This window comes from Streptomyces sp. JLBT605, assembly GCF_058215555.1.
Window position 1 is genome coordinate 3268577 of the sequence record NZ_CM177087.1, and the last position, 22392, is coordinate 3290968.

20 protein-coding genes are annotated in these 22392 nt (G+C 73.0%); 8 read left to right on the plus strand and 12 right to left on the minus strand.

Features of this window, described 5'->3' with window-relative positions; genetic code table 11:
• Positions 1-3 precede the first annotated feature (3 nt).
• A complete protein-coding gene (locus tag AC4BDD_RS14165; RefSeq protein WP_490691775.1) occupies positions 4-1041 on the minus strand; it encodes an Lrp/AsnC family transcriptional regulator in 1038 nt (345 codons plus the stop codon).
• Between the two features lie 242 nt (positions 1042-1283).
• On the opposite strand from AC4BDD_RS14165, the gene AC4BDD_RS14170 reads away from it, so the two are divergent.
• From AC4BDD_RS14170 to AC4BDD_RS14185, 4 genes are all read left to right on the plus strand, one after another.
• Positions 1284-2978 carry an MFS transporter gene (locus tag AC4BDD_RS14170; RefSeq protein WP_490691356.1) on the plus strand — a complete coding sequence of 565 codons (1695 nt, stop codon included), beginning with the start codon at positions 1284-1286 and terminating at the stop codon, positions 2976-2978.
• On the plus strand, positions 2975-3874 hold the full coding sequence (locus AC4BDD_RS14175) for a LysR family transcriptional regulator (protein ID WP_490691357.1): 900 nt from the start codon (positions 2975-2977) through the stop codon (positions 3872-3874). The genes AC4BDD_RS14170 and AC4BDD_RS14175 overlap by 4 nt, the downstream gene beginning before the upstream one ends.
• The gene (locus AC4BDD_RS14180; RefSeq protein WP_490691358.1) at positions 3871-4821 is read left to right on the plus strand and encodes an aminoglycoside phosphotransferase family protein; all 951 of its coding nucleotides are present in this window, start codon (positions 3871-3873) and stop codon (positions 4819-4821) included. Before AC4BDD_RS14175 ends, AC4BDD_RS14180 begins: the two co-directional genes overlap by 4 nt.
• Positions 4822-5376: 555 nt before the next feature.
• On the plus strand, positions 5377-5571 hold the full coding sequence (locus tag AC4BDD_RS14185; protein WP_490691359.1) for a hypothetical protein: 195 nt from the start codon (positions 5377-5379) through the stop codon (positions 5569-5571).
• 102 nt (positions 5572-5673) lie between these two features.
• On the opposite strand, the gene AC4BDD_RS14190 is transcribed toward AC4BDD_RS14185, so the two are convergent.
• From AC4BDD_RS14190 to AC4BDD_RS14215, 6 genes are all read right to left on the minus strand, one after another.
• Entirely contained in the window at positions 5674-6675 is a 1002-nt protein-coding gene (locus tag AC4BDD_RS14190) for an asparaginase (RefSeq protein ID WP_490691360.1), read from the minus strand.
• 89 nt (positions 6676-6764) lie between these two features.
• Complete coding sequence (locus tag AC4BDD_RS14195; RefSeq protein WP_490691361.1) at positions 6765-7109, minus strand: MmcQ/YjbR family DNA-binding protein; 345 nt, start codon at positions 7107-7109, stop codon at positions 6765-6767.
• 48 nt (positions 7110-7157) lie between these two features.
• Positions 7158-7886, minus strand: coding sequence for an ABC transporter permease subunit (locus tag AC4BDD_RS14200; RefSeq protein ID WP_490691362.1), 729 nt, complete (start codon positions 7884-7886; stop codon positions 7158-7160).
• A 13-nt stretch (positions 7887-7899) separates the two neighbouring features.
• The gene (locus AC4BDD_RS14205; protein WP_490691363.1) at positions 7900-8817 is read right to left on the minus strand and encodes an ABC transporter ATP-binding protein; all 918 of its coding nucleotides are present in this window, start codon (positions 8815-8817) and stop codon (positions 7900-7902) included.
• Complete coding sequence (locus AC4BDD_RS14210; protein WP_490691364.1) at positions 8814-9758, minus strand: ABC transporter permease subunit; 945 nt, start codon at positions 9756-9758, stop codon at positions 8814-8816. Before AC4BDD_RS14210 ends, AC4BDD_RS14205 begins: the two co-directional genes overlap by 4 nt.
• Complete coding sequence (locus AC4BDD_RS14215) at positions 9745-10764, minus strand: ABC transporter ATP-binding protein (RefSeq protein WP_490691365.1); 1020 nt, start codon at positions 10762-10764, stop codon at positions 9745-9747. Before AC4BDD_RS14215 ends, AC4BDD_RS14210 begins: the two co-directional genes overlap by 14 nt.
• Positions 10765-11033: 269 nt before the next feature.
• On the opposite strand from AC4BDD_RS14215, the gene AC4BDD_RS14220 reads away from it, so the two are divergent.
• The 3 genes from AC4BDD_RS14220 to AC4BDD_RS14230 all read left to right on the plus strand — a co-directional run bounded on the left by AC4BDD_RS14220 (position 11034) and on the right by AC4BDD_RS14230 (position 15193).
• Positions 11034-11981, plus strand: a complete 948-nt coding sequence (locus tag AC4BDD_RS14220) for a M24 family metallopeptidase (protein ID WP_490691366.1) — start codon at positions 11034-11036, stop codon at positions 11979-11981.
• Between the two features lie 112 nt (positions 11982-12093).
• Positions 12094-13842 (plus strand): SDR family oxidoreductase, encoded by a 1749-nt coding sequence (locus AC4BDD_RS14225; protein WP_490691367.1) that lies wholly within the window; start codon positions 12094-12096, stop codon positions 13840-13842.
• A gap of 256 nt (positions 13843-14098) precedes the next feature.
• Positions 14099-15193 carry a MerR family transcriptional regulator gene (locus AC4BDD_RS14230; protein ID WP_490691776.1) on the plus strand — a complete coding sequence of 365 codons (1095 nt, stop codon included), beginning with the start codon at positions 14099-14101 and terminating at the stop codon, positions 15191-15193.
• Here the strand turns inward: AC4BDD_RS14230 and pspAB are convergent.
• The 3 genes from pspAB to AC4BDD_RS14245 all read right to left on the minus strand — a co-directional run bounded on the left by pspAB (position 15123) and on the right by AC4BDD_RS14245 (position 17667).
• A complete protein-coding gene (gene pspAB, locus AC4BDD_RS14235) occupies positions 15123-15707 on the minus strand; it encodes a PspA-associated protein PspAB (RefSeq protein ID WP_490691368.1) in 585 nt (194 codons plus the stop codon). The two genes, AC4BDD_RS14230 and pspAB, sit on opposite strands and share 71 nt — an antisense overlap.
• Before the next feature lie 4 nt (positions 15708-15711).
• Positions 15712-16617: a zinc metalloprotease HtpX gene (gene htpX / locus AC4BDD_RS14240; RefSeq protein WP_490691369.1), complete on the minus strand. Its 906-nt coding sequence runs from the start codon at positions 16615-16617 to the stop codon at positions 15712-15714.
• Positions 16618-16755: 138 nt separating this feature from the next.
• The gene (locus AC4BDD_RS14245) at positions 16756-17667 is read right to left on the minus strand and encodes an LLM class flavin-dependent oxidoreductase (protein ID WP_490691370.1); all 912 of its coding nucleotides are present in this window, start codon (positions 17665-17667) and stop codon (positions 16756-16758) included.
• A gap of 127 nt (positions 17668-17794) precedes the next feature.
• Between AC4BDD_RS14245 and AC4BDD_RS14250 the strand changes: the two genes are divergently transcribed.
• Complete coding sequence (locus AC4BDD_RS14250) at positions 17795-18676, plus strand: Cof-type HAD-IIB family hydrolase (RefSeq protein ID WP_490691371.1); 882 nt, start codon at positions 17795-17797, stop codon at positions 18674-18676.
• Between the two features lie 27 nt (positions 18677-18703).
• On the opposite strand, the gene AC4BDD_RS14255 is transcribed toward AC4BDD_RS14250, so the two are convergent.
• Entirely contained in the window at positions 18704-20425 is a 1722-nt protein-coding gene (locus AC4BDD_RS14255) for a M23 family metallopeptidase (RefSeq protein WP_490691372.1), read from the minus strand.
• A gap of 187 nt (positions 20426-20612) precedes the next feature.
• Positions 20613-22388, minus strand: a complete 1776-nt coding sequence (locus tag AC4BDD_RS14260; RefSeq protein WP_490691373.1) for a sensor histidine kinase — start codon at positions 22386-22388, stop codon at positions 20613-20615.
• Positions 22389-22392: the final 4 nt, after the last annotated feature.

Here is a 22392-nt window from a genome sequence, read left to right on the forward strand (position 1 = left end):
GGGTCAGGCGTGTGGCCTGCGGGCGTGCGGGGGCACCGGAAAGGGTCCGGGGCCCTTGACGGTCCGGATCCTCGGTGCCGTCTCCATGCTCTGCACGGCGGGCAGCGCGGCGACCCGCGTCGTCACATACGTGTACAGCGACCGCACATCGGCGCAGACCACCGAGGCGAGGAGATTGTGCGGCCCGGTGGTGGCGCAGGCGAAACCCACCTCGGGATGCGTGGCCAACGCCTCGCCGGTCGCGACGAGTTCGGACGGCGGCACGGACAGATACAACAGCGCGGTGACACCGAGACCGAAGATCCGGTGGTCGTAGTCGACGTCGAAGTAGAGCGTGCCGTCGGCCAGCAGCTCCGCCATCCGACGGCGTACGGTCGACTGGGACCAGCCGGTGACGGCCGCGAGATCGGCGGGCCGCGCCCGCCCGTCCCGCGCCAGCTCCGCCAGCATCCGCTGGTCCCCGGCGGTGAGCGGGCCACCCGCCGCGCTCGCCCGAACGTGCCCGGCCCCGCGACGGGTCCCGAACCCGTCCCCACCCCCATCTCCGTTCCCGTCTCCGTCCCCGTCTCCGGTCAGCCGCGCGACCTGATCCGCGCTGAGCGTCCCGGACTTGCTGACCAGGCTCTGCGCCCCGCCGAAGAAGGTGTGCAGCAGCAGATGCGCGGTGACGCCCACCACGCGCGGGGTGCTGGGCAGCGTCCGCAGCAGCAGCGCGTCGCTGTCCTGGTCGCTGGCGGCGCGGGTGACGGCCGCGATCTCGGTGCCGCCGGAGAGCATGCTCACCCACGCGGTGTCCGGGCGGCGGGCCAGCGCCTCGGCGACGGAGGTCGCGGCGTCCGGGGTGCACTGCACCCTGACCATCCAGACCACCTCACCCAGCAGTTCGGGCTCGGTCAGCCCGAGCACCCGGATCGCGCCGGTGGAGCGCAGCCGGGTGTAACGGCGGGCCACGGTCTGGTCGGAGACGCCCAGCACCTCGCCGATCCGGCTGAACGGGGCACGGGCATCGAGCTGGAGGGCATGGACCAGCTGTCGGTCCAGCTCGTCGAACCCCCGATCGTGGCCCCGGTGGTGCCCCCGGTCGTGGCCCCCCTCGTTTCCCCGTTCGTGCCGCCGCGCCGACTGCTCCGCGGCGCCCTCCCCCGTGTCGGATTTCACCAAACCACGCTAACCCGATGTCGGATAGCGCCGCGCGGACCGGGCCTGAGTGGCTACGCCGCCCCCGCGGATCGCACAGTCACCAGGTCCCCCCGCACCACCTCATCCGACGTACGGAGTTCCGCATGCGCACGAAATGGTGGCCGCTCGCCGCCATCACCCTCGGCAACTTCATGCTGCTGATCGACGTCACCATCGTGAACACCGCGCTGCCGCACATGGCGCACGGCCTGGACGCCTCCTTCACCTCGCTCCAGTGGGTGATGGACATCTACGCCCTGGCGCTCGCGGCGCTGCTGATGGCGGCCGGGTCCGCGGCCGATCTCTTCGGCCGCCGCCGGCTCTACCTGGTCGGCCTGGCCGTCTTCGCGCTCTCCTCGCTGGCCTGCGGACTCGCCCCGGACACCGGCACCCTGATCGCCGCGCGTGCCGCGCAGGGCGTGGGGGCGGCCGCCATGTTCGCCACCAACACCCCGCTGCTGATGGCCACCTACTCCGGCCGGGACCGGGGCGTCGCCTTCGGCGTCTGGGGCGGCACGAGCGGCGCCGCGGTGGCGGTCGGCCCGGTCCTGGGCGGCCTGCTCACCGAGTACGCCGACTGGCGCTGGATCTTCCTGGTCAACCTGCCGCTGACCGCGCTGGCGATGTGGATCACCATCCGTACGGTCGCGGAGTCGCGCGGGGCGCCGGGGGCGCGGATCGACGCTCCGGGCACCGTCGCGTTCACCCTCTTCGCCGGCGCGCTGACCTACGGGCTGATCCGGGGTGGCGAGGAGGGCTGGGGCGACACCGTCTCGGTCGCCGCACTCGTCGTCGCGGCGCTCGCGCTGCTCGTCTTCGTCCTCGCCGAACGCCGGGCCCGGCAGCCGCTGCTCGATCTCGCGCTGCTGCGCCGACCGTCCTTCGCGGTGCTGATGGCGGCGGCGCTACTGCTCCAGGCCGCGGCCTTCCCGTACTTCACCTACGCCGGGATCTGGTTCCAGTCGGTGCTCGGCCTCAGTCCGGTACAGGCCGGCCTGGCGGTGACCCCGCTGGCCGGCGCGACCCTGGTGGTGGGCGCCGCGGGCGGCCGGCTGCTGGAGCGCGTCGCCCCCGGGCGGGCACTGGGCTGCGGGCTGCTGCTGGTCGGCACCGGCTCCCTGATCCATGTCCTGCTGCTGGATTCCGGTTCCGGCTGGGCGGCCCTGACCCCGGGGCTGGTCGTGGCCGGTGTGGGCGTCGGGCTCGGCATTCCGGTGCTGGTCAAGGCGGCGCTCGACTCCGCACCGCCGGAGCGGGCGGGCATGGCCAGCGGCGCCGTGAACACCTTCCGGCAGCTGGGCTACGCGCTGGGCATCGCGGTGCTGGGCACGGTCTTCGCGTCCCGAGTGAAGGACGTGGTGGCGGACGCGGCGACGGACGCGGGCCCGGGCGCCGGAATCCCGTCCGATGAGGTGTCCCGGACGGCCGACGCGATCAGCGGCGGCCACGCCCAGGCGGTGCTGGACAACGCCCCGCCGGGACCGGCCCATCGGGCGGCCGACTCGCTGGTGCACTACGCCTTCGCCGCGGGCCTGGACCGGATCTGCCTGATCTCCGGCCTCGTCGCGCTGGTGACCGGGGTGGTGGTCCTCGCCGTGGTCCGCGGCAAGCCGGGCCAGGACGGGCCGGTGCACGTTCCGGCGCAGGCCGGGCTGGACGGAGTGACCCAGGACGGGCCGGCGCAGGCCGGGCTGGACGGAGCGACCCAGGACGGGCCGGCGCAGGCTGGATTCGGCCAGGCCGGACCGGGGCAGCCCGCGGCGGGGCATACCGCACCACTCGCTAACGTGGATCGGTGACTCTCGACGATCTCCGCGCCTTTGTCGCCGTCTGCGAATCGGGCAGCCTCAGCGCCGTCGCCCGCGAGCTGGGCTGCACCCAGTCGGCGGTCAGCCAGCGCGTCAAGCGGCTCGAACGCGAGCTGGGCATCAAGCTCTTGGAGCGTCAGCCGCGGGGCGTCGCCCCCACCCAGGCCGGCCGGGTCCTGCACCGTTCGGCGGCCGAGGGCCTGGGTGGGCTCGACCACGGGCTGCGCCGGCTGCGCGACATGCGGCAGGGCGACGGCGGGACGGTGCGCATCACCACCGGGGCGACGACGGTGCGGCACTTCATGTCTGCCGGGGTGGTGGCGTTCCGGCAGCGGCACCCGCACGTCAGCCTGGAGTTCCAGACGGAGAATTCCAGCCGGGCCTGCCTCGCCGCGCTCGCCGCCAACACCGCTGACCTGGCCTGGATCACCATCCGGCCGCCGGTGCGCGGCGTGGAGCAGCGGGTGGTCACCGAACTGCCCTGGGTGCTGGCGGTCCGCACGGACGACCCGCTCGCGGAGCGCACCGAGATAGGCCCCGGCGACCTGAGCGCGATCCGCCTGATCCGACTGCCGGAGAACTCGTTCTCCCGGTTGTGGCTGGACGAACACCTCACCCGCCCGGGCTGCGAGCCCGTCTCCACCACCAGCGTCGCTGACTGGGACACCGCCATCCTGCTGGCCGAACTCGGCCTCGGTCACGCGGTGGTGCCCGCCCTGCCCGGCTGGGCCGACACGCCCCGCCGCGACCTGCGGCTGATCCCCATCCCCTCACTACCGCCGCTGGCCGCCGGGTGGGCGGTGCGCCAGTGGGACACGCTCAGCCCGGTGGCGGCCGCCTTCGCGCAGACGGTGGCCGCGAGTCTGACAGGAGACGCCCCCGCATGACCGGTACCCGGATACCCATCTCCGCCATCCCCGCCATCCCCGAGCAACTGGCCGAGTACTACGCCGATTACGACGACGGCCCGGAGTGGATGGCCGCCCTGCCGGACCTCATCAGCGAGCACTTGGAGCGCTGGCAGCTGCGTCCGGACGGCGCCCCGTCGCATGGATACGCCGCGCTGGTACTGCCCGTCCGGTGCCAGGACGGCACCCCGGCCGCGGTCAAGTTCCAGCAGGTGACCGACGAGACCCGGGGCGAGGCGGACGGCCTGCGCCGATGGGCGGGGGACGGCGCGGTCCGGCTCCTCGACCACGACCCGGCCTCCGGGACCATGCTGCTGGAGCGGCTGGACGGCGCCCGCTCGCTCGCCTCGGTGCCGGACGTCGAGGAGGCGCTGCTGACTCTGGCCGGGCTGCTGGGCCGGCTGGTGGCGACCCCGGCCCCGCCCGGGCTGCGCAGTCTCGCCGAGATCACCGACGCGATGCTCGCCGACGTCCCCGAGGCACTGCCGGAGCTCGGCGACCCGGACGAGCGGCGCCTGCTGGCCAGTTGCGCGGCGGCGGTGCGGGAGGTGCGCGACGAGCCGGGCGACCGGCTGCTCCACTGGGACCTGCACTACGAGAACGTGCTGGCCTCGCTGCCCGGCACGGGCCGGGAACCCTGGCTGGCGATCGATCCCAAACCCCTGTCCGGTGACCCGGGTTTCGATCTGATGCCCGCGCTCGCGAACCGCTGGGAGGAGGTCGTCGCCGGCTCGGACGTGCCGCGTGCGGTGCTGCGCCGCTTCGACCTGATGACGGATGTCCTCGCTCTGGACCGCCAGCGGGCGCTGCGCTGGACCCTGGCGCGGGTGCTCCAGAACGCCCTGTGGGACGTGGAGGACGGCGAGGACGAACTGCCCGAGGTGCAGGGCGCGATCGCCGCGGCCCTGCTGCCCCGACTCCGCTAGGGGTGTCCGGCGGGGCCGGCGGTGCGGGACTCACACGGCAGGACGCCGCCCCTCCGTGGGACGGGAGGGACGGCGTCGAGTCTCGCCGGTACGCGCCGCGCGGCCGGGGGTCAGCCGGCCAGGTGCGGGGCGCCGTCCCGGCTCGTCCTTAGCGTCAGACGAGCCAGCCCACGAAGTGCAGGACGGCAGCGAGCGCGTTGGTGAGGATGTTCATGGTTCTCCTTGGGATCACGCCATGTGTGGGACCAAATCCCCGGCGGCGACAGGGACGTTTACGCCGCACACCGAGGGGCTATGACGGTCTGCAGCCCGTCACTCGCACAACGTAATCATCACCCGATGAACAGACTCGCGGGTAGCTTTTTCGATCGACGTCACCCGTTCCGATGACCTATCGGGCACGCGTTCGAGAATCTCTGTTTCCCGTGTGTTTCATCGCACCCGGGCGCGAGGGTGGAATGGGACGTACCGGGGTAGGGGCCGGATACGGGCGTTTTCGATGCCGCCGTCGGCTCTGAGGGATACGGTGAGCTGACACACCACAAGGGGGGACTCATGGGCACGGTACTCGTCGCATTGATCGCGGTGGCGCTGGCTTCCATCGCCATGACCGTCGTGCTGTCGCGTCGCGGCCGGAAGAGCGGCGCGGCGCACGTTCCCGGTGGGCGCTCGCCGGTGAGCCTGGTCGAGGTGTCGCCGTACCCCAAGGAGGGGCTCGGCCACGTCCACCAGGACCGTTTCAGCTTCTGACCCGCTCAGTCCGGCTCTGATCGGGTCGGCCCGGCTCCCTTCACGTCCGGCTCGGGCCTGACCGGGCCGGACGGCGCGCTCCGCCACACGCTCCGGCTCGGCTCAGCCGTGGCGCGTCAGCGCCTCGGCGACGGCCGCGCGATCGGCGCCCGTCGCCAGCAGCAGCCGGATCAGAGTGCGCGCCTTGTACGGGTCGAGCAACCCGGCGTTGAGCAGGCCGCGCCGCTGGAGGTCGGTCTCCGAGCCGACCGCGCCATAGGTCTGCCGGAGCACCGAGCCGCTGCCGCAGCGGGAGGTCAGCACCACCGGCATGCGTTCGGCCAGTGCCCCGAGCACAGGCGCGAGCGCGGCGGAGACGTGTCCGACGCCGAACCCCGCCACCACCAGACCCTGATGGGTCTCGGCGAGCCCGTCCAGCAGCGCGCCGTCGTCGTCGAGGGTCGCGGTGTACAGCGCCACCCGGGTCGCCGCGAGCCGCGACCGGTCGAGGCCGGGTGTCGGATACGGCTGATACCGCGGTGGTGTGGTCAGGATCCGCACCCGGCCTTCGATGACGTGCCCGATCGGGCCGACGTCGGGAGACGCGAAGGTCGCGGTGCTGGTGCTGTGCGTCTTGCGCACCCAGCGGGCCGCGTGGATCTGGTCGTTGGCGACCACCAGCGCGCCGAGACCGCGCGCCTCGGCTGAGGCGGCGACCCGGGCCGCGGCCAGCAGGTTCGCCGGTCCGTCCGGCCCGGCGAGGGTCGGATTCCGCATCGCGCCGGTGAGGACGAACGGCGCGTCGTGCGGCCACACCAGGTCGACCAGATACGCCGTCTCCTCCAGGGTGTCGGTGCCCTGGGTGACGACCACCCCCGTGGCGCCGGCCGCCACCGCGCGCGAGGCGCTCCCGACCAGGTCGAGGATCTGGTCGTACGTCAGGCTCGCGCTCGGCACCGCCTGTGTGTCCTGGACGTCCAGCGGGACGCCCAGCTCGGCCAGTCCGGGGACGGCCGCCGTGAGTTGGGCGCCGGTCAGCCGGGTGACCACACCACCGCCCTGGCTGTCCCGCGCGACACCGCCCATCGCGATCGTCCCACCGAGGGTGAACAGTGCGACCGTCACTCAACCGACCCTTCCGCTCGCCAAGGACCACCCGGAACACCGTTGTCCCGGGGCCGCCGTCACCGTACCGGGCAGGCCCCGGCGCCGGGTCAGTCCGGGGCGGAGAAGCTCTCCAGCAGGCGCGGCGGGGCGGCCTGCTTCCAGGAGTCCACCAGGATGTCGCGGAGTTCGGTCATGTCCTCCAGCGCGGCCAGCCGCACCCGCACCCAGTGGGAACTGGCCTCGTGCGGCGGCACCCAGAACTTCTCCGGCTCCGCCGCGATCAACTCCGCGCGCTCGTGCATGGGGCAGCGCACGGCGAACGACGTCTCGTCGTCCGGGACCGTCACGAACATCTTCCCGGCGACCCGGAAGGTGGGCATCCGCCATGCCTCCTTCTCCACCGTCTCCGGAAGCGAGAGCGCGATGCGACGGACGTCATCGGAATCGATCATGCCCCTACTTAAACACCAGTTCGGAGAGGCCGATGGCAGAAAACGCCGTCACTCCTCTGCGGCCAGGGTCAGCGAGCGCAGCTTCCGGCCCGCGTACCAGGTCGCGGCGCAGGTGACGGTGGTCAGCAGCACCACGGCCGCCGGCAGGCCGACATCGGAGGTGATCACATCGCCGTGCGCGATCTTCTGGGCCAGGGCCAGCGACCACTGCTGGACGCTGAGGGTGCGGGCACCGGCGACCAGGTTGCCGAAGACCGACTCCCAGACCAGCGCGTAGACCAGGCCGGCCACCACCGCATGGCGGGTCGCGGTGCCCAGCAGGAGGAAGATCGCGCTGTAGGCGATGGAGGCCACGGCCGCGGCCATGGCGTAGGCGACGGCGATCTGCTGGCTGTTGCCGTTGAGTATGAGCCCCGCGAGCAGGGTGGGGATGGCGGAGAACGCCACGGTGACGGTGATCGCCACGATCAGCTTGGTGAAGATGATCGTGGGGCGTTTGACCGGCTTGGCCAGCAGATAGATCACCGAGCCGTCGTCGATCTCCGGCCCTATCGCGCCCGTCCCGGCGATCACACCGATCAGCGGCACCATGGTGGCCAGCGCGAAGCCGCCCAGGACGCCGTCGGCGGTGGAGTCGTCGGCACCGGTCAGCAGGCGCACCGCGACGGCGATGACCAGCAGCAGCACGGGCAGGGTGGACAGCAGGAGCGCCCGGCGGCGGCCGAGCAGGGCCCGGTAGGTGAGCCGGGCGACGGTGGGGTGGTAGAGCGCGGACATCGCTGGGCTCCTTTCAGGCCGCGACGAGGTAGGAGAAGACGCTTTCCAGGGACTCGTCGGAGGGCGAGACGGTGAGCAGCCGGATGTCCAGATCGCGGGCCACCCGCGGCAGCAGCTCGGTGAAACGGGCGAAGTCCACTGCTTCGACGCGGAGTTCCCCCTCGTGGACATCGACCTCGATGCCGGCGGTGGACGGGTCGGCGATCAGCGCGGCGGCGAGCCGCCGGTCGTCGGAGGACCGCACCAGGTAGCGGTGCGGTCGGTCGGTCATCAGGCGGCGGATCCTGCGGAAGTCGCCCGAGGCGGCATGCCGGCCCGCGACCACGACCTCGATGTGCGCGGCGAGCTGCTCGACCTCCTCCAGGATGTGTGAGGAGAACAGCACGGTGCGGCCCTCGGCGCCCATCCGTCGCAGCAGGTCCATCAACTGCATGCGCTGGCGCGGGTCCATGCCGTTGAACGGCTCGTCGAGCAGCAGCACGGACGGCTCGTGCACCAGCGCGGACGCCATCTTCACGCGCTGCCGCATGCCCTTGCTGTAGGTGTCGATCCGGCGCGTCGCCGCGTACTCCATGTCGACCGTGGCCAGCGCCTTCTTGGTGGCGGCGACCGGCCGCTCCAGGCCGTGCAGTTCGGCGTTGGCGAGGACGAACTCCCGCCCGGTGAGGAAGTCGTACATCGCCTCTCGCTCGGGGACCAGCCCGATCTGCCGGTAGGCGTCCTCGTTCTGCCAGATCGGCTGGGAGTCGAGGGTGACACTGCCGCTGGAGGGGGGCAGGAAGCCGCCCATCATGTTGATGAGGGTGGACTTGCCCGCGCCGTTGGGGCCCAGCAGGCCGGTCACACCGGGACCGATCGTCATGCTGACGTCGTTGACCGCGACCACGTTCCCGAACCAGCGGGAGACTTTGTCGATCTTGATTGTTGTCACAGTCCGACCTTTCGGTAGCGGCGCATCAGCAGGCCGTACGAGGCGGCTGTCAGCCCGAGGACGACGAGGAGGTAGACGGCCCCGGTGGCCGCGTCCGGGCCGTACTTGCCGGGGAAGGACGACGTCGCGCCGAGGAACGCGGTCTGCACACCGTCGATCAGGGTGATCGGGGAGAACAGGCCGAGCCAGCTGATGGCCTCGGTGCTGCCCTGGTCGAAGGCGATGCCCTGGACCGCGCTGACCGCGCCGTAGCTGATGGTCAGGACGGCGATGACGGCGGCCACACCGAAGCCTCGGCGCGGTGTGAGCGCGGCTATGACCAGGCCGATACCGGCGAAGAGCAGGGAGAGCAGGGCCACGGAAACCAGTCCTTGCGCCAGCCCCGCCGTCTGGTCGGCGAAGTCGAGCTTGGCGAGCAGGGCACCCGCGTAGAGGATCAGCACGGGCGCGGCGGTGAGCAGGAAGAGTGCGCAGGCCATCGCGGCGAACTTGGCCACGACGTAGTCCACCGTCTCCAGCGGGCGGGAGAAGTACAGCGGCACGGTCTTGAAGCGCAGGTCGCGGGAGACGGACTGCGGTGCCTGGGCGGCGAGGTAGAGGCCTATGACCGCCTGGAGGTAGACCGCGTACTGCTGGTACTCGACCGGCAGCTCCCGGGTGTGGCCGAAGATGGCGACCGCGACGAGGATCGCGGCGGGCACGCACATCCCCCCGAGCAGGATCATCGGCAGGACCTTGGACTTGGCCGAACGGCCGAGGCCATAGGCGCCGCGCAGGCTCTGGACGAACAGCGAGCGGCGGGCGTAGGCGCGGCCCAGACGGGCGCCGTCGTAGTGGCGGTAGCCGATGTTGTGAATGGAGGCTCCGGCGGCACCGGGCGTCCTGGCGGCTGCGGACTGAGCGCTCCCGGTGGTGGTGGCGGCGAGGTCAGGCTGCGTCATGGCTCAGGCCCTCCTTCTCCTGCCGCGGGCTCCGCGACGGGGGCATCTGCCGGGGGTCGTGGTGCGCGCTCTCGGCGTCGTCACGGAAGATCTCGGCGATCCGGTGCCGGCGCTGCTCCATGCGGACCAGACCCACGCCCAGCTCCGCGACCGCGTCCCGCACCACGTCGTACGTCCCCTCGCCGTGCTCCGCCGCGAGGTCGACGAGGAGCAGCATCCCCTCGCCGCGCACCGCCAGCCCGGCCGCGGTCAGCCTCTCCAGCAGGGCGTCCTCGCGGTCGGTGACCTCCACCGCGAGCGAGGCGGTGGCCTGCGTGAAGTCGCTGGTGGAGCTGGACCGGAGCAGCTTGCCGCCGTCGATGACGACGACGTGGTCGCAGGTGCGCTCCAGCTCGCCGAGCAGGTGGGAGGTGACCAGGACCGAGATGCCGAAGTCGGTGTGCACCCGGCGGATCAGCGCGAGCATGTCGTCCCGGCCGACCGGATCGAGGCCGTTGGTCGGCTCGTCCAGCAGCACCAGCTGCGGGTCGTGGACGAGTGCCTGGGCGAGCTTGACGCGCTGCTTCATGCCGGTGGAGTAGCCGCCGATGGGGCGGTACCGCTCCTCGTACAGCCCGACGTGCCGCAGGGTGTCCGCGGTCCGCTCGCGGGCGGCGGCCGGTGGCAGCCCTGACATCCGGGCCATGTGCACGACGAACTCGGTCGCCGAGACATCGGGCGGCAGGCAGTCGTGCTCGGGCATGTACCCGACGCGCTCACGGATGGCGCTGCCCTCGGTGGCCACGTCCAGACCCAGCACGCGGGCCCGGCCCTCGCTGGCGGGGGACAGGCCGAGGAGGATCTTGATGAGCGTGGATTTGCCGGCCCCGTTGGCACCCACCAGGCCGGTCACGCCCGGAGTGATGTCAACGGAGAGCCGGTCGAGGGCGGTCACCCTCGGGTACCGCTTGCTCAGGCTTTCGGTCGCGATCACAGTCACGCATTCGACGCTAGTGGCGCGGACCACATCGGTCGTCAGACCAGACGATGGGATTGAGCTACCTCTCAGGGCGGACCTACCCGTAGGGGCAGGGGGGCGTGCGCCCCCGAGAGCCCGAGTTACCGCGGGTATCCATAGGGCTGTCGGAACCCTTGACGCAGCCGCGGGGGATTGTCACATTCATCAGTGTCAAGTTGGCGGCGGAGGCCGCGGACGGTCGCGTACGGCTGCGGCGTCCGCGACCGGTCGCCCGAATCGACGTGCTCAGCGATGAGCGGATGGGCGGGGTGGGCGGCATGAGCACAGCGGGCAGTGGATCGGCGAGCGGCACGGCTTCGCCGAGTGGCACGTCCTCGACAGGCACGGTCGCGGCCGGTGGCCCCGGTGGCTCGGCAGCGCGCCGGAGCATCGGTGGCAGCCGGGCACTCGGCGCGGACCTGCGCGGCTTCCGGGACGTTCAGCGGCTGAGCTACGAGTGCGCGGAGGCGGTGGCCGCTCAGCTGCGGCCCGGGGTGACCGAGCGGGAGGCGGCCCGGATGCAGCGGGAGTGGCTCCGGGAGCGCGGCGTGCGGGACTGGTTCCACCTGCCGTTCGCCTGGTTCGGGGACCGCACCGCCTTCACCGGTTTCCGGATACCGCTGCAGTTCTTCCCGACCGATCGCGCGCTGGAACCGGGGATGCCCTTCATCCTCGACATGGCGCCCGTCTTCAAGGGCTACACCGCCGACATCGGCTACTCCGGCTGCCTGGGCCTGAACCCGGTGCACGACCGGCTGCTCGCCGATCTCGAGGCCCACCGCGAACTGATCCTGCGCGAGGTGCGCGAGCGCCGCTCGCTGCGCGAGATCTACCAGGACGTGGACCGGCTGATGGTGCGCCAGGGCTACGCCAACCGGCACCGCGCCTATCCGTTCGGCGTCATCGCGCACATGGTGGACCGGGTGCCGGAGCGCCGCTGGTCGCCCCGGCTGTTCGGGTTCGGCGTGCAGAGCCTCAAGGGGCTGGCGTCCGACGCCCTGCACGGCCACCGCGAGGGCTGGTCGCCGCTGTGGAGCCCGTACCGGTTCTCCGACCACCCGCCCCAGCCGGGCCTGTGGGCGGTCGAGCCGCACCTGGGCTTCCGGGGCACCGGCGCGAAGTTCGAGGAGCTCCTGGTCGTCACCGACTCGCGGGACCCGCAGGAGAGCGCCTTCTGGCTGGACGACGACCTGCCGCACGTACGGCGCTGGAAGGGCATCAGCTGAACGACCGACCGGCCGGGCCGAGGCCGGCCGAGCGGCGCGGCAGACCATCCCGGGACGAGATCCGGGGAGCGAACGAGAAGGAGAGGTCCGCGTGATGGCGGGAGCGGCGGGCATGACCGAACGCCGGGTCCGGACGGGCGAGGTGGAGCTGTGCGTCACCGAGCTGGGCGACCGGGAGCGGCCGACCGTGCTGCTGGTGCACGGCTATCCGGACAGCAAGGAGGTGTGGACGGAAGTCACCCAGCGGCTCGCCGACCGCTTCCATGTCGTCGCGTACGACGTGCGGGGCTGCGGGCGTTCGACCGCGCCCGCGCCGCTGCGCGGTGGTTTCACCCTGGAGAAGCTCACCGACGACTTCCTGGCCGTCGCCGACGCGGTCAGCCCGGACCGGCCGGTCCATCTGGTCGGCCACGACTGGGGCTCGGTGCAGTCCTGGGAGTTCGTCACCGTCGGGCGTACCGAGGGGCGGATCGCCTCCTTCACCTCGATCTCCGGGCCCTCGCTGGACCATTTCGGGCACTGGATCAAGCGGCGGGCGACCCGGCCCACCCCGCGCCGGGTGGGCCAGTTGCTCGGCCAGGGCGCCAAGTCCTGGTACGTGTACGCCCTGCACACCCCTCGGCTCCCCGAGGCAGTCTGGCGCGGACCGCTCGGCAAGCGCTGGCCCCGGATGCTGGAGCGCCTGGAGCAGGTGCCCTCGGGGGACTATCCGACCTCGTCCCTGCCCGATGACGCGGCGCACGGCGCCTGGCTCTACCGGGACAACGTGCGTCAGCGGCTGCGGCACCCGCGTCCCGACCCCTTCGCCCACGCCCCGGTGCAGCTGATCGTCCCCACCGGCGACGCCTTCCTCTCCGAGCGGCTCTACGACGACCTGGAGCGCTGGGTGCCGCGGCTGACCCGGCGCACGCTCGCCGCCAAGCACTGGGTGCCGCGCACCCGGCCGGACCAGCTCTCCGACTGGATCAGCGAGTTCGTCCTGTCCGTCGAGGACAGCGGCGGACCGGCCGCGCGGCCCGGGCCCGCGAAGCCGTACGCCGACCGGTTCGGCGGGCAGCTGGTGCTGGTGACCGGCGCGGCCAGCGGCATCGGCCGGGCCACCGCCTTCGCCTTCGCGGAGGCGGGCGCCAGGGTCGTGGCGGTGGACCGGGACGCGGACGGCGCGGCCCGCACGGCGGAGCTGTCCCGGCTGCTGGGCGCGCCGCGTGCGTGGGCGGAGACCGTGGACGTCACCGACGAGGAGGCGATGGAGAAGCTCGCCGACAAGGTCACCACCGAGTACGGCGTGGTCGACGTCCTGGTGAACAACGCCGGGATCGGGCTGGCCGGCTCGTTCATGGACACCACCACGGACGACTGGCGCAAGGTCCTGGACGTCAACCTGTGGGGTGTCATCCACGGCTGCCGGGCCTTCGGGCGGCGGATGGCCGAGCGCGGGCAGGGCGGCCACATCGTCAACACCGCCTCCGCGGCCGCCTATCTGCCGTCGAAGACGCTGACGGCCTACTGCACCTCCAAGGCGGCGGTGCTGATGCTCAGCGAATGCCTGCGGGGCGAGCTGGCAGCAGCGGGCATCGGCGTATCGGCGATCTGCCCCGGCATCGTCAACACCGGCATCACCGCCACGGCCCGCTTCGCCGGGGTCTCGGAGGAGGAGCAGAAGCGCCGCCAGGAGAAGGCCTCCCGGCTCTACGGCAAGCGGAACTACCCGCCGGAGAAGGTCGCGGAGGCGGTGCTGCGGGCGGTGGCACTCAACCAGGCCGTCGTCCCCGTCACCCCCGAGGCACGCGGCGCCCGCGTCCTGGGCCGGATATCGCCGAAGGCGCTGCGCGGGCTCGCCCGGCTCAACCTTCCGATGTGAGGCCACCAGGGCGCCAGAACACGAGGACGCGAAGACACCAGGACACATGGCGCGAACGGCCGGACGCAGGGCCGCCGCCGCGATGTCCAGCCGGTCGCGGCGGCCGTACCATCCCTCGCACGAGGTCGCCGCGCAGGTCGCCGCCCGATCCGGCCTGCCGCCGTCCCGCAACGCCTCGGCCGCGACGGGGGCGGCGGGCCCCGGCATCTGTGAAGGAGCTGCCCCCTTGTCCGATCAGTCGTCACCACCGCCACCGGTGCCCTCCCCCGCGGCCGAAGCCGGTGCCGGGGCGGGACCCGAGTACCGGATCGAGGATCTGGCACACCTCAGCGGGGCCACGGTGCGCACCATCCGCGCCTACCAGGATCGTGGGCTGCTGCCCCGGCCCGAGCGACGCGGCCGGGCGAACGTCTACGGCGACGCGCACCTGGCCCGGCTCCGGCAGATAGCCGAGCTGCTGGAGCGGGGGTACACCCTGGCCAGCATCAAGGAGCTGCTGGAGGCGTGGGACGAGGGGCGTGGGCTGGCCGGGGTGCTGGGCCTGGTCGCCGAGGTCGACGGACCATGGAGCAGCGAGGAGCCGCTCCCGCTCACCCGCGCCGAGCTGGCCGAGCGGTTCGGCGGCACCGCCGACGACGAGGCGATCGGGGACGCGGTCGAGCTGGGCGTGCTGGAGCCGGTCCCCGACCGCCCGGACGAATATCTCGTGCCCAGCCCGGCCGAGCTGTCCGTGGCCGCGGAGCTCCACGCCGCGGGCGTGCCGCTGTCGGCGGTCGCCGATCACCTGCGGGAGCTGCGCGGCCAGGTCGAGCACATCGCCGGACGCTTCCTGGAGTTCACCACCGAGCACGTCTTCCAGCGCTATCTCGATCACCCGCCCACCGAGGCCGAGGTCGCCGAGGCCGCGACCCTGGTCCGCCGGCTGCGCCCACTGGCCCAGCAGACCGTGGAGGCGGAACTGGCCCGCGCCATGCGGACCCTGGCCACCCGGTATGTGCGCCACCAGCTGACCGAGATCGCGTCCGCCGACTGGGCTGTGGGGCCGCAGCGGGCCGGGGCGGCGCCGCCCTCGGCCGAGGCGGTACGGCTGCCGGCCCGTACGGTTCAGGCGGTCCGCGCGCTGGTGGGCGGTGAGCACACCGCGGAGTTCATCGCCGCGGCCGCCGACCGCGAGGTGTGCGCCCGCACCATGGACGCGCTCGCGTCCGGAGCTGCCCCGGTGAGCCGCACGGACCCGGCGGGGCTCGGCGACGCGGCGGACCTCGGCGACGCGGCGGGGCTCATAGCCCCGGCGCGCCCCAGACCGGGAACCAGCGGGACAGGTCCTGCTCGATCCGCAGATCGTCCTTGAGCAGTGACCTGATCTGGAGCTCCAGCGCGTTGTCCCGCTTCTCGGTGGCGCCCGGCAGCGGGGCGAAGGGGTAGAAGGTGCCGCGCTTGTAGAGGTAGACCAGCGCCAGGACGCGCCCCCGGGCGTCCCGGAAGACCATCAGAGAGCAGAGCAGCTGCGGGCCGAAACCACTGTCCTGAAGGCCGGTGTTGACGGCGTGCAGATCATTGACCAGGGCCGCGACGTCCTCGGGCGGCTGCCGGGCCAGCAGCCAGGTGTAACCGTAGGCGTCCTCGTGGAACTCCACGGGCACCCCGCCGCGCTCCGTGTCGGCATCCAGCAGGGACCGGACGTCCTGCCGCAACTGCTCGAAGGCACCGCCCTCGACGCTGGCGAAGCAGACCGACCCCTGGCCGGTCGGGGTGAAGCCGGCCCCGGCTTCCAGGGTGATGGCGGCGGAAGGCAGTCCGAACAGCTGGTCCAGGTCGGGGCGTACCGGCTTGCTCCGGCCGAGAATGGCGTCCAGGAGTCCCACCGGCTCAGCCCCTTCCGAGCTGGACGGAGATCCGGCCGAGCTGGTCGAGGCGCTGCTCCAGCGTCGGGTGGGAGGAGAACAGTCGCGCCATGCTCTCGCCGGAGAGCGCGGGGGCGAAGAAGAACGCGTTGTACGGCTCGGCCTGGCGCAGGTCGCGGGTCGGGATCCGGGCCATCTGCCCGGTCACCTTGGTGAGCGCCGAGGCGAGCACCGAGGGGCGGCCGGTCAGCAGCGCGGCGGAGCGGTCGGCGGACAGCTCGCGGTAGCGGGACAGCACCCTGGTGAGCAGGAAGCTGATGGCGTAGACGACGGCGCTGACCAGCGGAATGATCAGCATCAGGATGGCGGTGTTGCTGTCGCGGTTGTTCCCGGCACGGCTGAAACCGCCCCACAGGGCGACCCGGGTGATCATGCCCGCCAGCACACCGAGGAACGAGGCGATGGTCATCACCGCGACATCGCGGTGCGCCACATGTGACAGCTCATGCGCCAGGACGCCCTCCAGCTCGTCCGGCTCCAGCCGCCGCAGCAGCCCGGTGGTCGCGCAGACCAGCGCGTTGCGCTGATTGCGTCCGGTGGCGAAGGCGTTCGGCACATCGCTGTCGGCGATCGCCACCCGGGGCTTGGGCATGTCGGCGAGCGCGCAGAGCCGGTCGACCGCGCCGTGCAACTCCGGCGCCTGCTCGGGAGTCACCTCCCGCGCTCCCATACTGAACGCGGCGATCCGGTCGCTGAACCAGAACTGGGCGATGAACATCCCGCCCGCGAGCAGCAGGATCAATGGCCAGGAGCCGCGCAGCAGCGCCATCAGCACCCCGACGAAGACCACGTAGAGCAGTCCGATCAGGAACATGGTGCTGACCATGCGGGTGGTCAGGCCCCGGTCAGGGGCGAATCGGGTACGCGCCATCAGTACCGACCTCCACCCTCGATTCTGCACCTTTCCCGGGCCCGGCGACCGAGCTCGCCGAGGCAGCTCGATCGCCGGACGGCGAGCGGCGGGTGCCGGCGGGTGCCGGGCCTCAGCCGGCAGGCGCCGGGGTGGTGGCTAGCGGGCGCCGAGCTGGCTGAGACCCTCCGTGGCGATCGCCTCGAAGACCTTCAGGTCGGTGCCGAAGTCGGAGTCCGGAATCGGCCAGTGCAGCACGATCTCGTCGATGCCCAGCTCCGCGTGCGCACCCGCGAAGTCCACGAAGGCGTCGACCGACTCCAGCGGCCCGTTCCGGTCCGGGGTGAACCCGGTCAGCATGATCTTGTCCAGCTCGGCGACATCCCGTCCCGCCTCCGCGCAGGCCGCGCCCAGTCCCGCGATCTGCCGGGCGATCGCGGCCCGCGACTCGGCCGGGGTGCCGGTGTCGGCGATCTTCGGATCGCCCGTGGTCACCCACGCCTGGCCGTACCGCGCGGCCAGCCGCAACCCGCGCGGCCCGGTCGCGGCGATCGCGAACGGCAGCCGGGGCCGCTGCGCACAGCCGGGGATGTTCCGCACCTCCTGCGCGGAGTAGTACGTGCCCTCGTGCGTGACGACCTCGTGGGTCAGCAACCGGTCGAGCAGCGGCACGAACTCGCCGAACCGGTCGGCCCGTTCGCGGGGCTTCCACGCCTCCTCGCCCTCGCGCAGCAGCGCGAAGGCGTCGAAGCCCGAGCCGCCCGCCCCGATGCCGAGCGTGACCCGGCCCTCGGAGATGTCGTCCAGAGAGATCAGCTCCTTGGCGAGCGTCACCGGGTGGCGGAAGTTCGGCGACGTGACGAGGGTGCCCAGGCGAAGGCGGGTGGTGGCGGTCGCGGCGGCGGTCAGGGTCGGGACGGCCCCGAACCACGGCCCGTCCCGGAAGGACCGCCACGAGAGGTGGTCGTAGGTATACCCGGCGTGGAAGCCCAGCTCCTCGGCTCGCTGCCACACCTCACGCCCGCCATCGGCCCAGCGGCGGACGGGAAGGATCACAGTGCTCAGACGCATGGACACGAGCCTATGCCGTGGATGCGACCAGCTCACGTCACCCAGCGTCACCGCCCCGGCGGGCGGGCGGCGGGGTTGGCTCATACGCACACCTGTGCGCACGCCCGTGCGAGGCATATGCGGGAAGATGGGTGCCGTGACCCCAGTTACCGAGCAGCCCGAGACTCTGGCCGTGGATCGTACGGCTGCCGCCACCCCCCGGCTGATCGCCACCGACCTCGACGGCACGCTGCTGCGCGATGACAAGTCGGTCTCCGACCGGACCCTCGCCGCCCTGGCCGCCGCCGAGGACGCCGGCATCGAGGTCTTCTTCGTGACCGGCCGCCCGGCCCGCTGGATGGACGTCGTCAGTGACCATGTGCACGGTCACGGCCTGGCCATCTGCGCCAATGGCGCGGCCGTCGTCGATCTGCACGACGGCGGACGGCTGATGGAGGTCTACCCGCTGGACGCCGGCGACGCCCTTTCGGTGGTGGACGCACTCCGCGACACCGCGCCCGGGGTCTCGTTCGCCGTCGACCGGACCACGGGCGTCCACTACGAGCCGCACTATCCGCCGTTCCGGACGGACCCCAGCGCCATGGTCGCCCCGGTGGAGAAGCTGCTGGCGGACGAGGGGGAGTTCATCGACGCGCCGATCCTGAAACTGCTGGCCCACCACCCGGAGCTGTCCCCCGACGAGTTCCTCGACGTGGCCCGCCTGGCGGCCGGCCACCACGGTTCCTTCACCCGCTCCAGCCCGACCGCCCTGCTGGAGATCAGCGGCCTCGGCGTCAGCAAGGCCAGCACCCTGGCCCGCTGCTGCGCGGAGCGCGGCATCTCTCCCAGCGAGGTGGTGGCCTTCGGCGACATGCCGAATGACCTGGAGATGCTGAACTGGGCCGGCACCTCCTATGCCATGGCCAACGCCCACCCGGCGGTGCTCGCCGCGACCAGCCACCGGACCGAGGGCAACAACGAGGACGGCGTCGCCGTCGTCATCGAGCAGCTCCTGAGCGCCCGGCCGTAGCGGTAGCCGCAGCTGTAGCCGAGCTGGTCAGACGCGTACGCCGTGGCGGCGCAGCCACCGCACCGGGTCCATCGCGGAATCGATCTCCCGGGTCCGCCGCGCCTCGAAGTGCAGATGCGGACCGGTGGCGTTGCCGGTGTCACCGGAGAGCGCGATCCACTGCCCGCCCCGCACCCGCTCCCCCGGCTGCGCGAGGATCGTCGACAGATGCGCGTACTGCGTGAAGTCACCGCCGGGATGCCGGATCAGCATGCTCATCCCGAACGGCCCGGCGCACCCCAGCGAGACGACCTGACCGGGCCCGACGGACCGCACCGGGGAACCGACGGGCACCGCGAAGTCCTGGCCGGTGTGCCGATGCGCCCAGCGCGGCCCGGAAGACCCGAATCCGGCGGAGAGCGCGTACGAGGCGAGGGGCGGGCCCCAGAGCGGACGACGCCCGCCGCCGCGTCCCGGCCCGGCGTCGCGTGCGGGCCTCCCGGCCGCGGCCTTCCCGCCCCCCGCCCGGGCCCGCACCGGGGTTCGCCGCGGATGCCGGTGCCGGTGGCCGTCATCGGTCGTGCGCGGGCCGTGTCCGGCGGCGGAATCCGGACGGCCCGAGTCGGGTGCGGCGGGGGATCCGAGTCCGGTGGCGGAGGCGGCATCCGCCCTGGGTGCGATGACGCCCCAAGCTCCCGGGATCCGCGGGCCGGCCAAGCCGCGCGCCCCGGCTCCCCGGTCGTCGCGGGGGCCGGGCGGTACGACGTCCGGCAGCACCACGCCCGGCAGGAGCCTCCGGGACAGCGGGCTCAGCAGCGGCCGAAGGACGCCGAGCGGCCGCCCGCGCAGCCAGGGCAGCCGACCGGAACCGGCGCGGCCCAGCGCAAGGGTGTCCCCCAGGGGAAGGGCAGCACCCCGCAGACGGCTGTCGCCCCCGAAATGGCTGCTGGAGCGGCTGCCGGAGGGGCCGTCACTCCAGGCAGTGCCGTCATCGCCCCCGGCGCCGTTCCCCCACAGCCGGAGCGTGTCCCGCGAGCCGGCGCGGTCGCGCGCCCCGGCCGCGCCCCGCGACCTGCCAAGGGGGAGGAGCGCCCGCCCGCCGGCCCGCGCCTGCCGCACGAGCGCGCCCGGAAGGGTCAGGCAGTGGCCGCGGCGCATCGCCTGGGCGGACATCCGCCGCAAGTCCTGCCGTGCCCCGGCCAGCCGCCGCTCGGCGGCCCGCCGCACGTCGCCCAGTCGGAGAGCGTGTGCGGCAAGCTCCCGCGCGGCGGCGCTCCTGGCCCGCTCGCGCCGGGCGAGGCGCCGGGTGTCCGCCTCCGCCCGGCCGAGGCGGCTGCCCAGCGCACGGTCTCCGGCCGCCCGCGCCCGGCTGCCGGGGTGGAAGGCGTCGAAGGAGCGCAGGGCGTACGGCAGGGCCCCGGCGCGGTACTGCTCCCGGGCCAGCCGCGCCGCCGCCTGCCGTAGCAGGACCACCGTGTGACGCTTCCGACGCAGCTCATCCGCGAGCCGCTCAGCTTGGCCCTGCCGGGTCCTGGCCCGGCTCCACTCATGGCCGTACCGCCGCTGCGCCGAGGCCACGGTCAGCTGCAGCCGCACCACATCGGCGCCCACCTGGGCCGACCGCCCGGCCGCCCGCTCCGGACCGGGCCGCGGCCCGCCATCCTCGGCGAGGGCGGCGGCTCCGGGCACGGACAGCACACAGAGCAGCGCCAGGCCGAGGGGGCAGGCGGTACGGACAGCGAAGCTGCGTCCGCGGAACGGAAGACGCACAGGGGGGATCGTCACCCGGCGTGCGCGCCCGCCACGCCAGCCGCGCCCGCATGGCGGCGTAACCCACGCCGTTCGGAGTACGAGATTCCGCCAACCGCGCGCCCGCCCCCGCCCGCGCGCCGTCGATACACGCACCCCTGCCCGCGCGTCGCTGATACACGTGCCGCCGATACACGTGCCGCTCCCCCTACAGCGGCGCCTCCCAGATCACCGCCGTGCCGCCGCCGCCCTCCCCGAGGCCGGGTCCATACGTGCAGGATCCGCCCAGCGCCTCCGCCCGGCGGGCCAGGTTCCGCAGGCCGCTGCGGCGGCCGCCCGCCGGAATGCCGACCCCGTCATCGGCGACCGTCAGCCGCACCGCGTCGCGGCCGTCCGGCAGCGTCGCGCCCGCGTCGACCGTGACCTCGATCCGCTCCGCGCGCGCATGCCGGAACGCGTTGGACAGCGCCTCCCGCACCGCCGCGATCAGGTTCTTCGCCGTGAGGTCGCCGACCCGGGTGTCGACCGCCCCGTAGAACGTCACCGCGGGCTGGAAGCCCAGCGGCACAGCGGCCGTGCCGATCTCGCGGAGCACCCGGGTCCGCAGCCCGGACGGCGCCTCCGCCGGGGTCTGCTGGAGCGCGAAGATGGCGGTACGCACCTCGTGGATGGTGGCGTCCAGCTCGTCCACGGCCCGGCCGATCCGCTCCCGCACCTCCCCCGCGGCCGCCTGGCGCTGCGCGCTCTCCAGCATCAGACCGGTCGCGAACAGCCGCTGGATGACCAGGTCGTGCAGGTCACGCGCGATCCGGTCGCGATCCTCGTAGACCGCCAGCCGCTCCCGGTCGCGCTGCGCCTCGGCGAGAACCAGCGCCATGGCGGCCTGCGCCGCGAACTGCGTGGCCAGCGTGCGTTCGGTCTCCGTGAAGGGACGGCCGCCGCGTCTGCGCGGGGTGGCCAGAATGCCGAGTACCCGGTCTCCGCCGCACAGCGGCAGCATCATGCTCGGGCCGTAGCGCTCCCAGATGCCGGCGGTCATCCGGGAATCGGTGGCCGAGTCGTCGACGAAGACCGGTTCACCGGCGAGCAGGTGCGGCACGAGGACGGCCTGCGGGGGGATGACCGTGCCGATCAGCCCGGCTGGGTCGGCGGCGTGGGCGGCGACGATCTCCAGCCCGCCGCCCTCCTCGGGCACGAGTACGATCCCGGCCGCGGAACCGGCGAGGCGGCGGGCCTGCTCCGCGACCACGGTCAGCGCGTCCTCCGCGTCGCCGGAGAGCAGGGCGGTGGTGACGGCCACCGAGCCGTCGATCCAGCGCTCCCGCTGACGGGTGGCCTCGTACAGCCGGGCGTTGCCGATCGCGATCCCGGCCTCGGTGGCCAGGACCTTCACCATGCCCAGGTCGGAGCGGCTGAAGTCGGCGCCGCCGCGCTTGCCGGTCAGATACAGCTCGCCGAAAAGGCGGCCCTGGACCCGGATGGGCACCCGCAGCCGGTCGGCCGACGACGCGCCGGGGAACGGGTCGACGGGCAGGCCGGCGGACAGGTCGGCGAGCCGGTCGGCCGACGCCTCCGCGGCGCGCTCGGCGAGCAGGGTGGCGACGCGCTCGCGCTTCTCCTCGGGCACCCCATGGGTGATGACGTCGGCCAATCCGCGCCCGGTCGAGTCGAACACCCCGATGGCGGCCTGCTGGGCGTCCACGAACTCGGCGGCGGTGCGGGCGATCCGGCCCAGCACGGTGTGGATGTCCAGCTCACTGCCGATGGTGCGCATCGCCTCCAGCAGCTCCGGCACCCGCCAGGTCAGCTCGGTGGACATGCCCCGCAGGCCCCGGGTCGCCTCGGTGGCGGCGTCCAGCGAGTCCGGAGCGTGTGCGTCCGCCGGTTCCAGCCGATCCTGCGGGACCTGCGGGACCTGCGGATCCAGCCGACCCTGTGGGTCCTGTGGGTCCTGTGGGTCCTGCGGTGTTGCCGTGGCTGCCATGCCC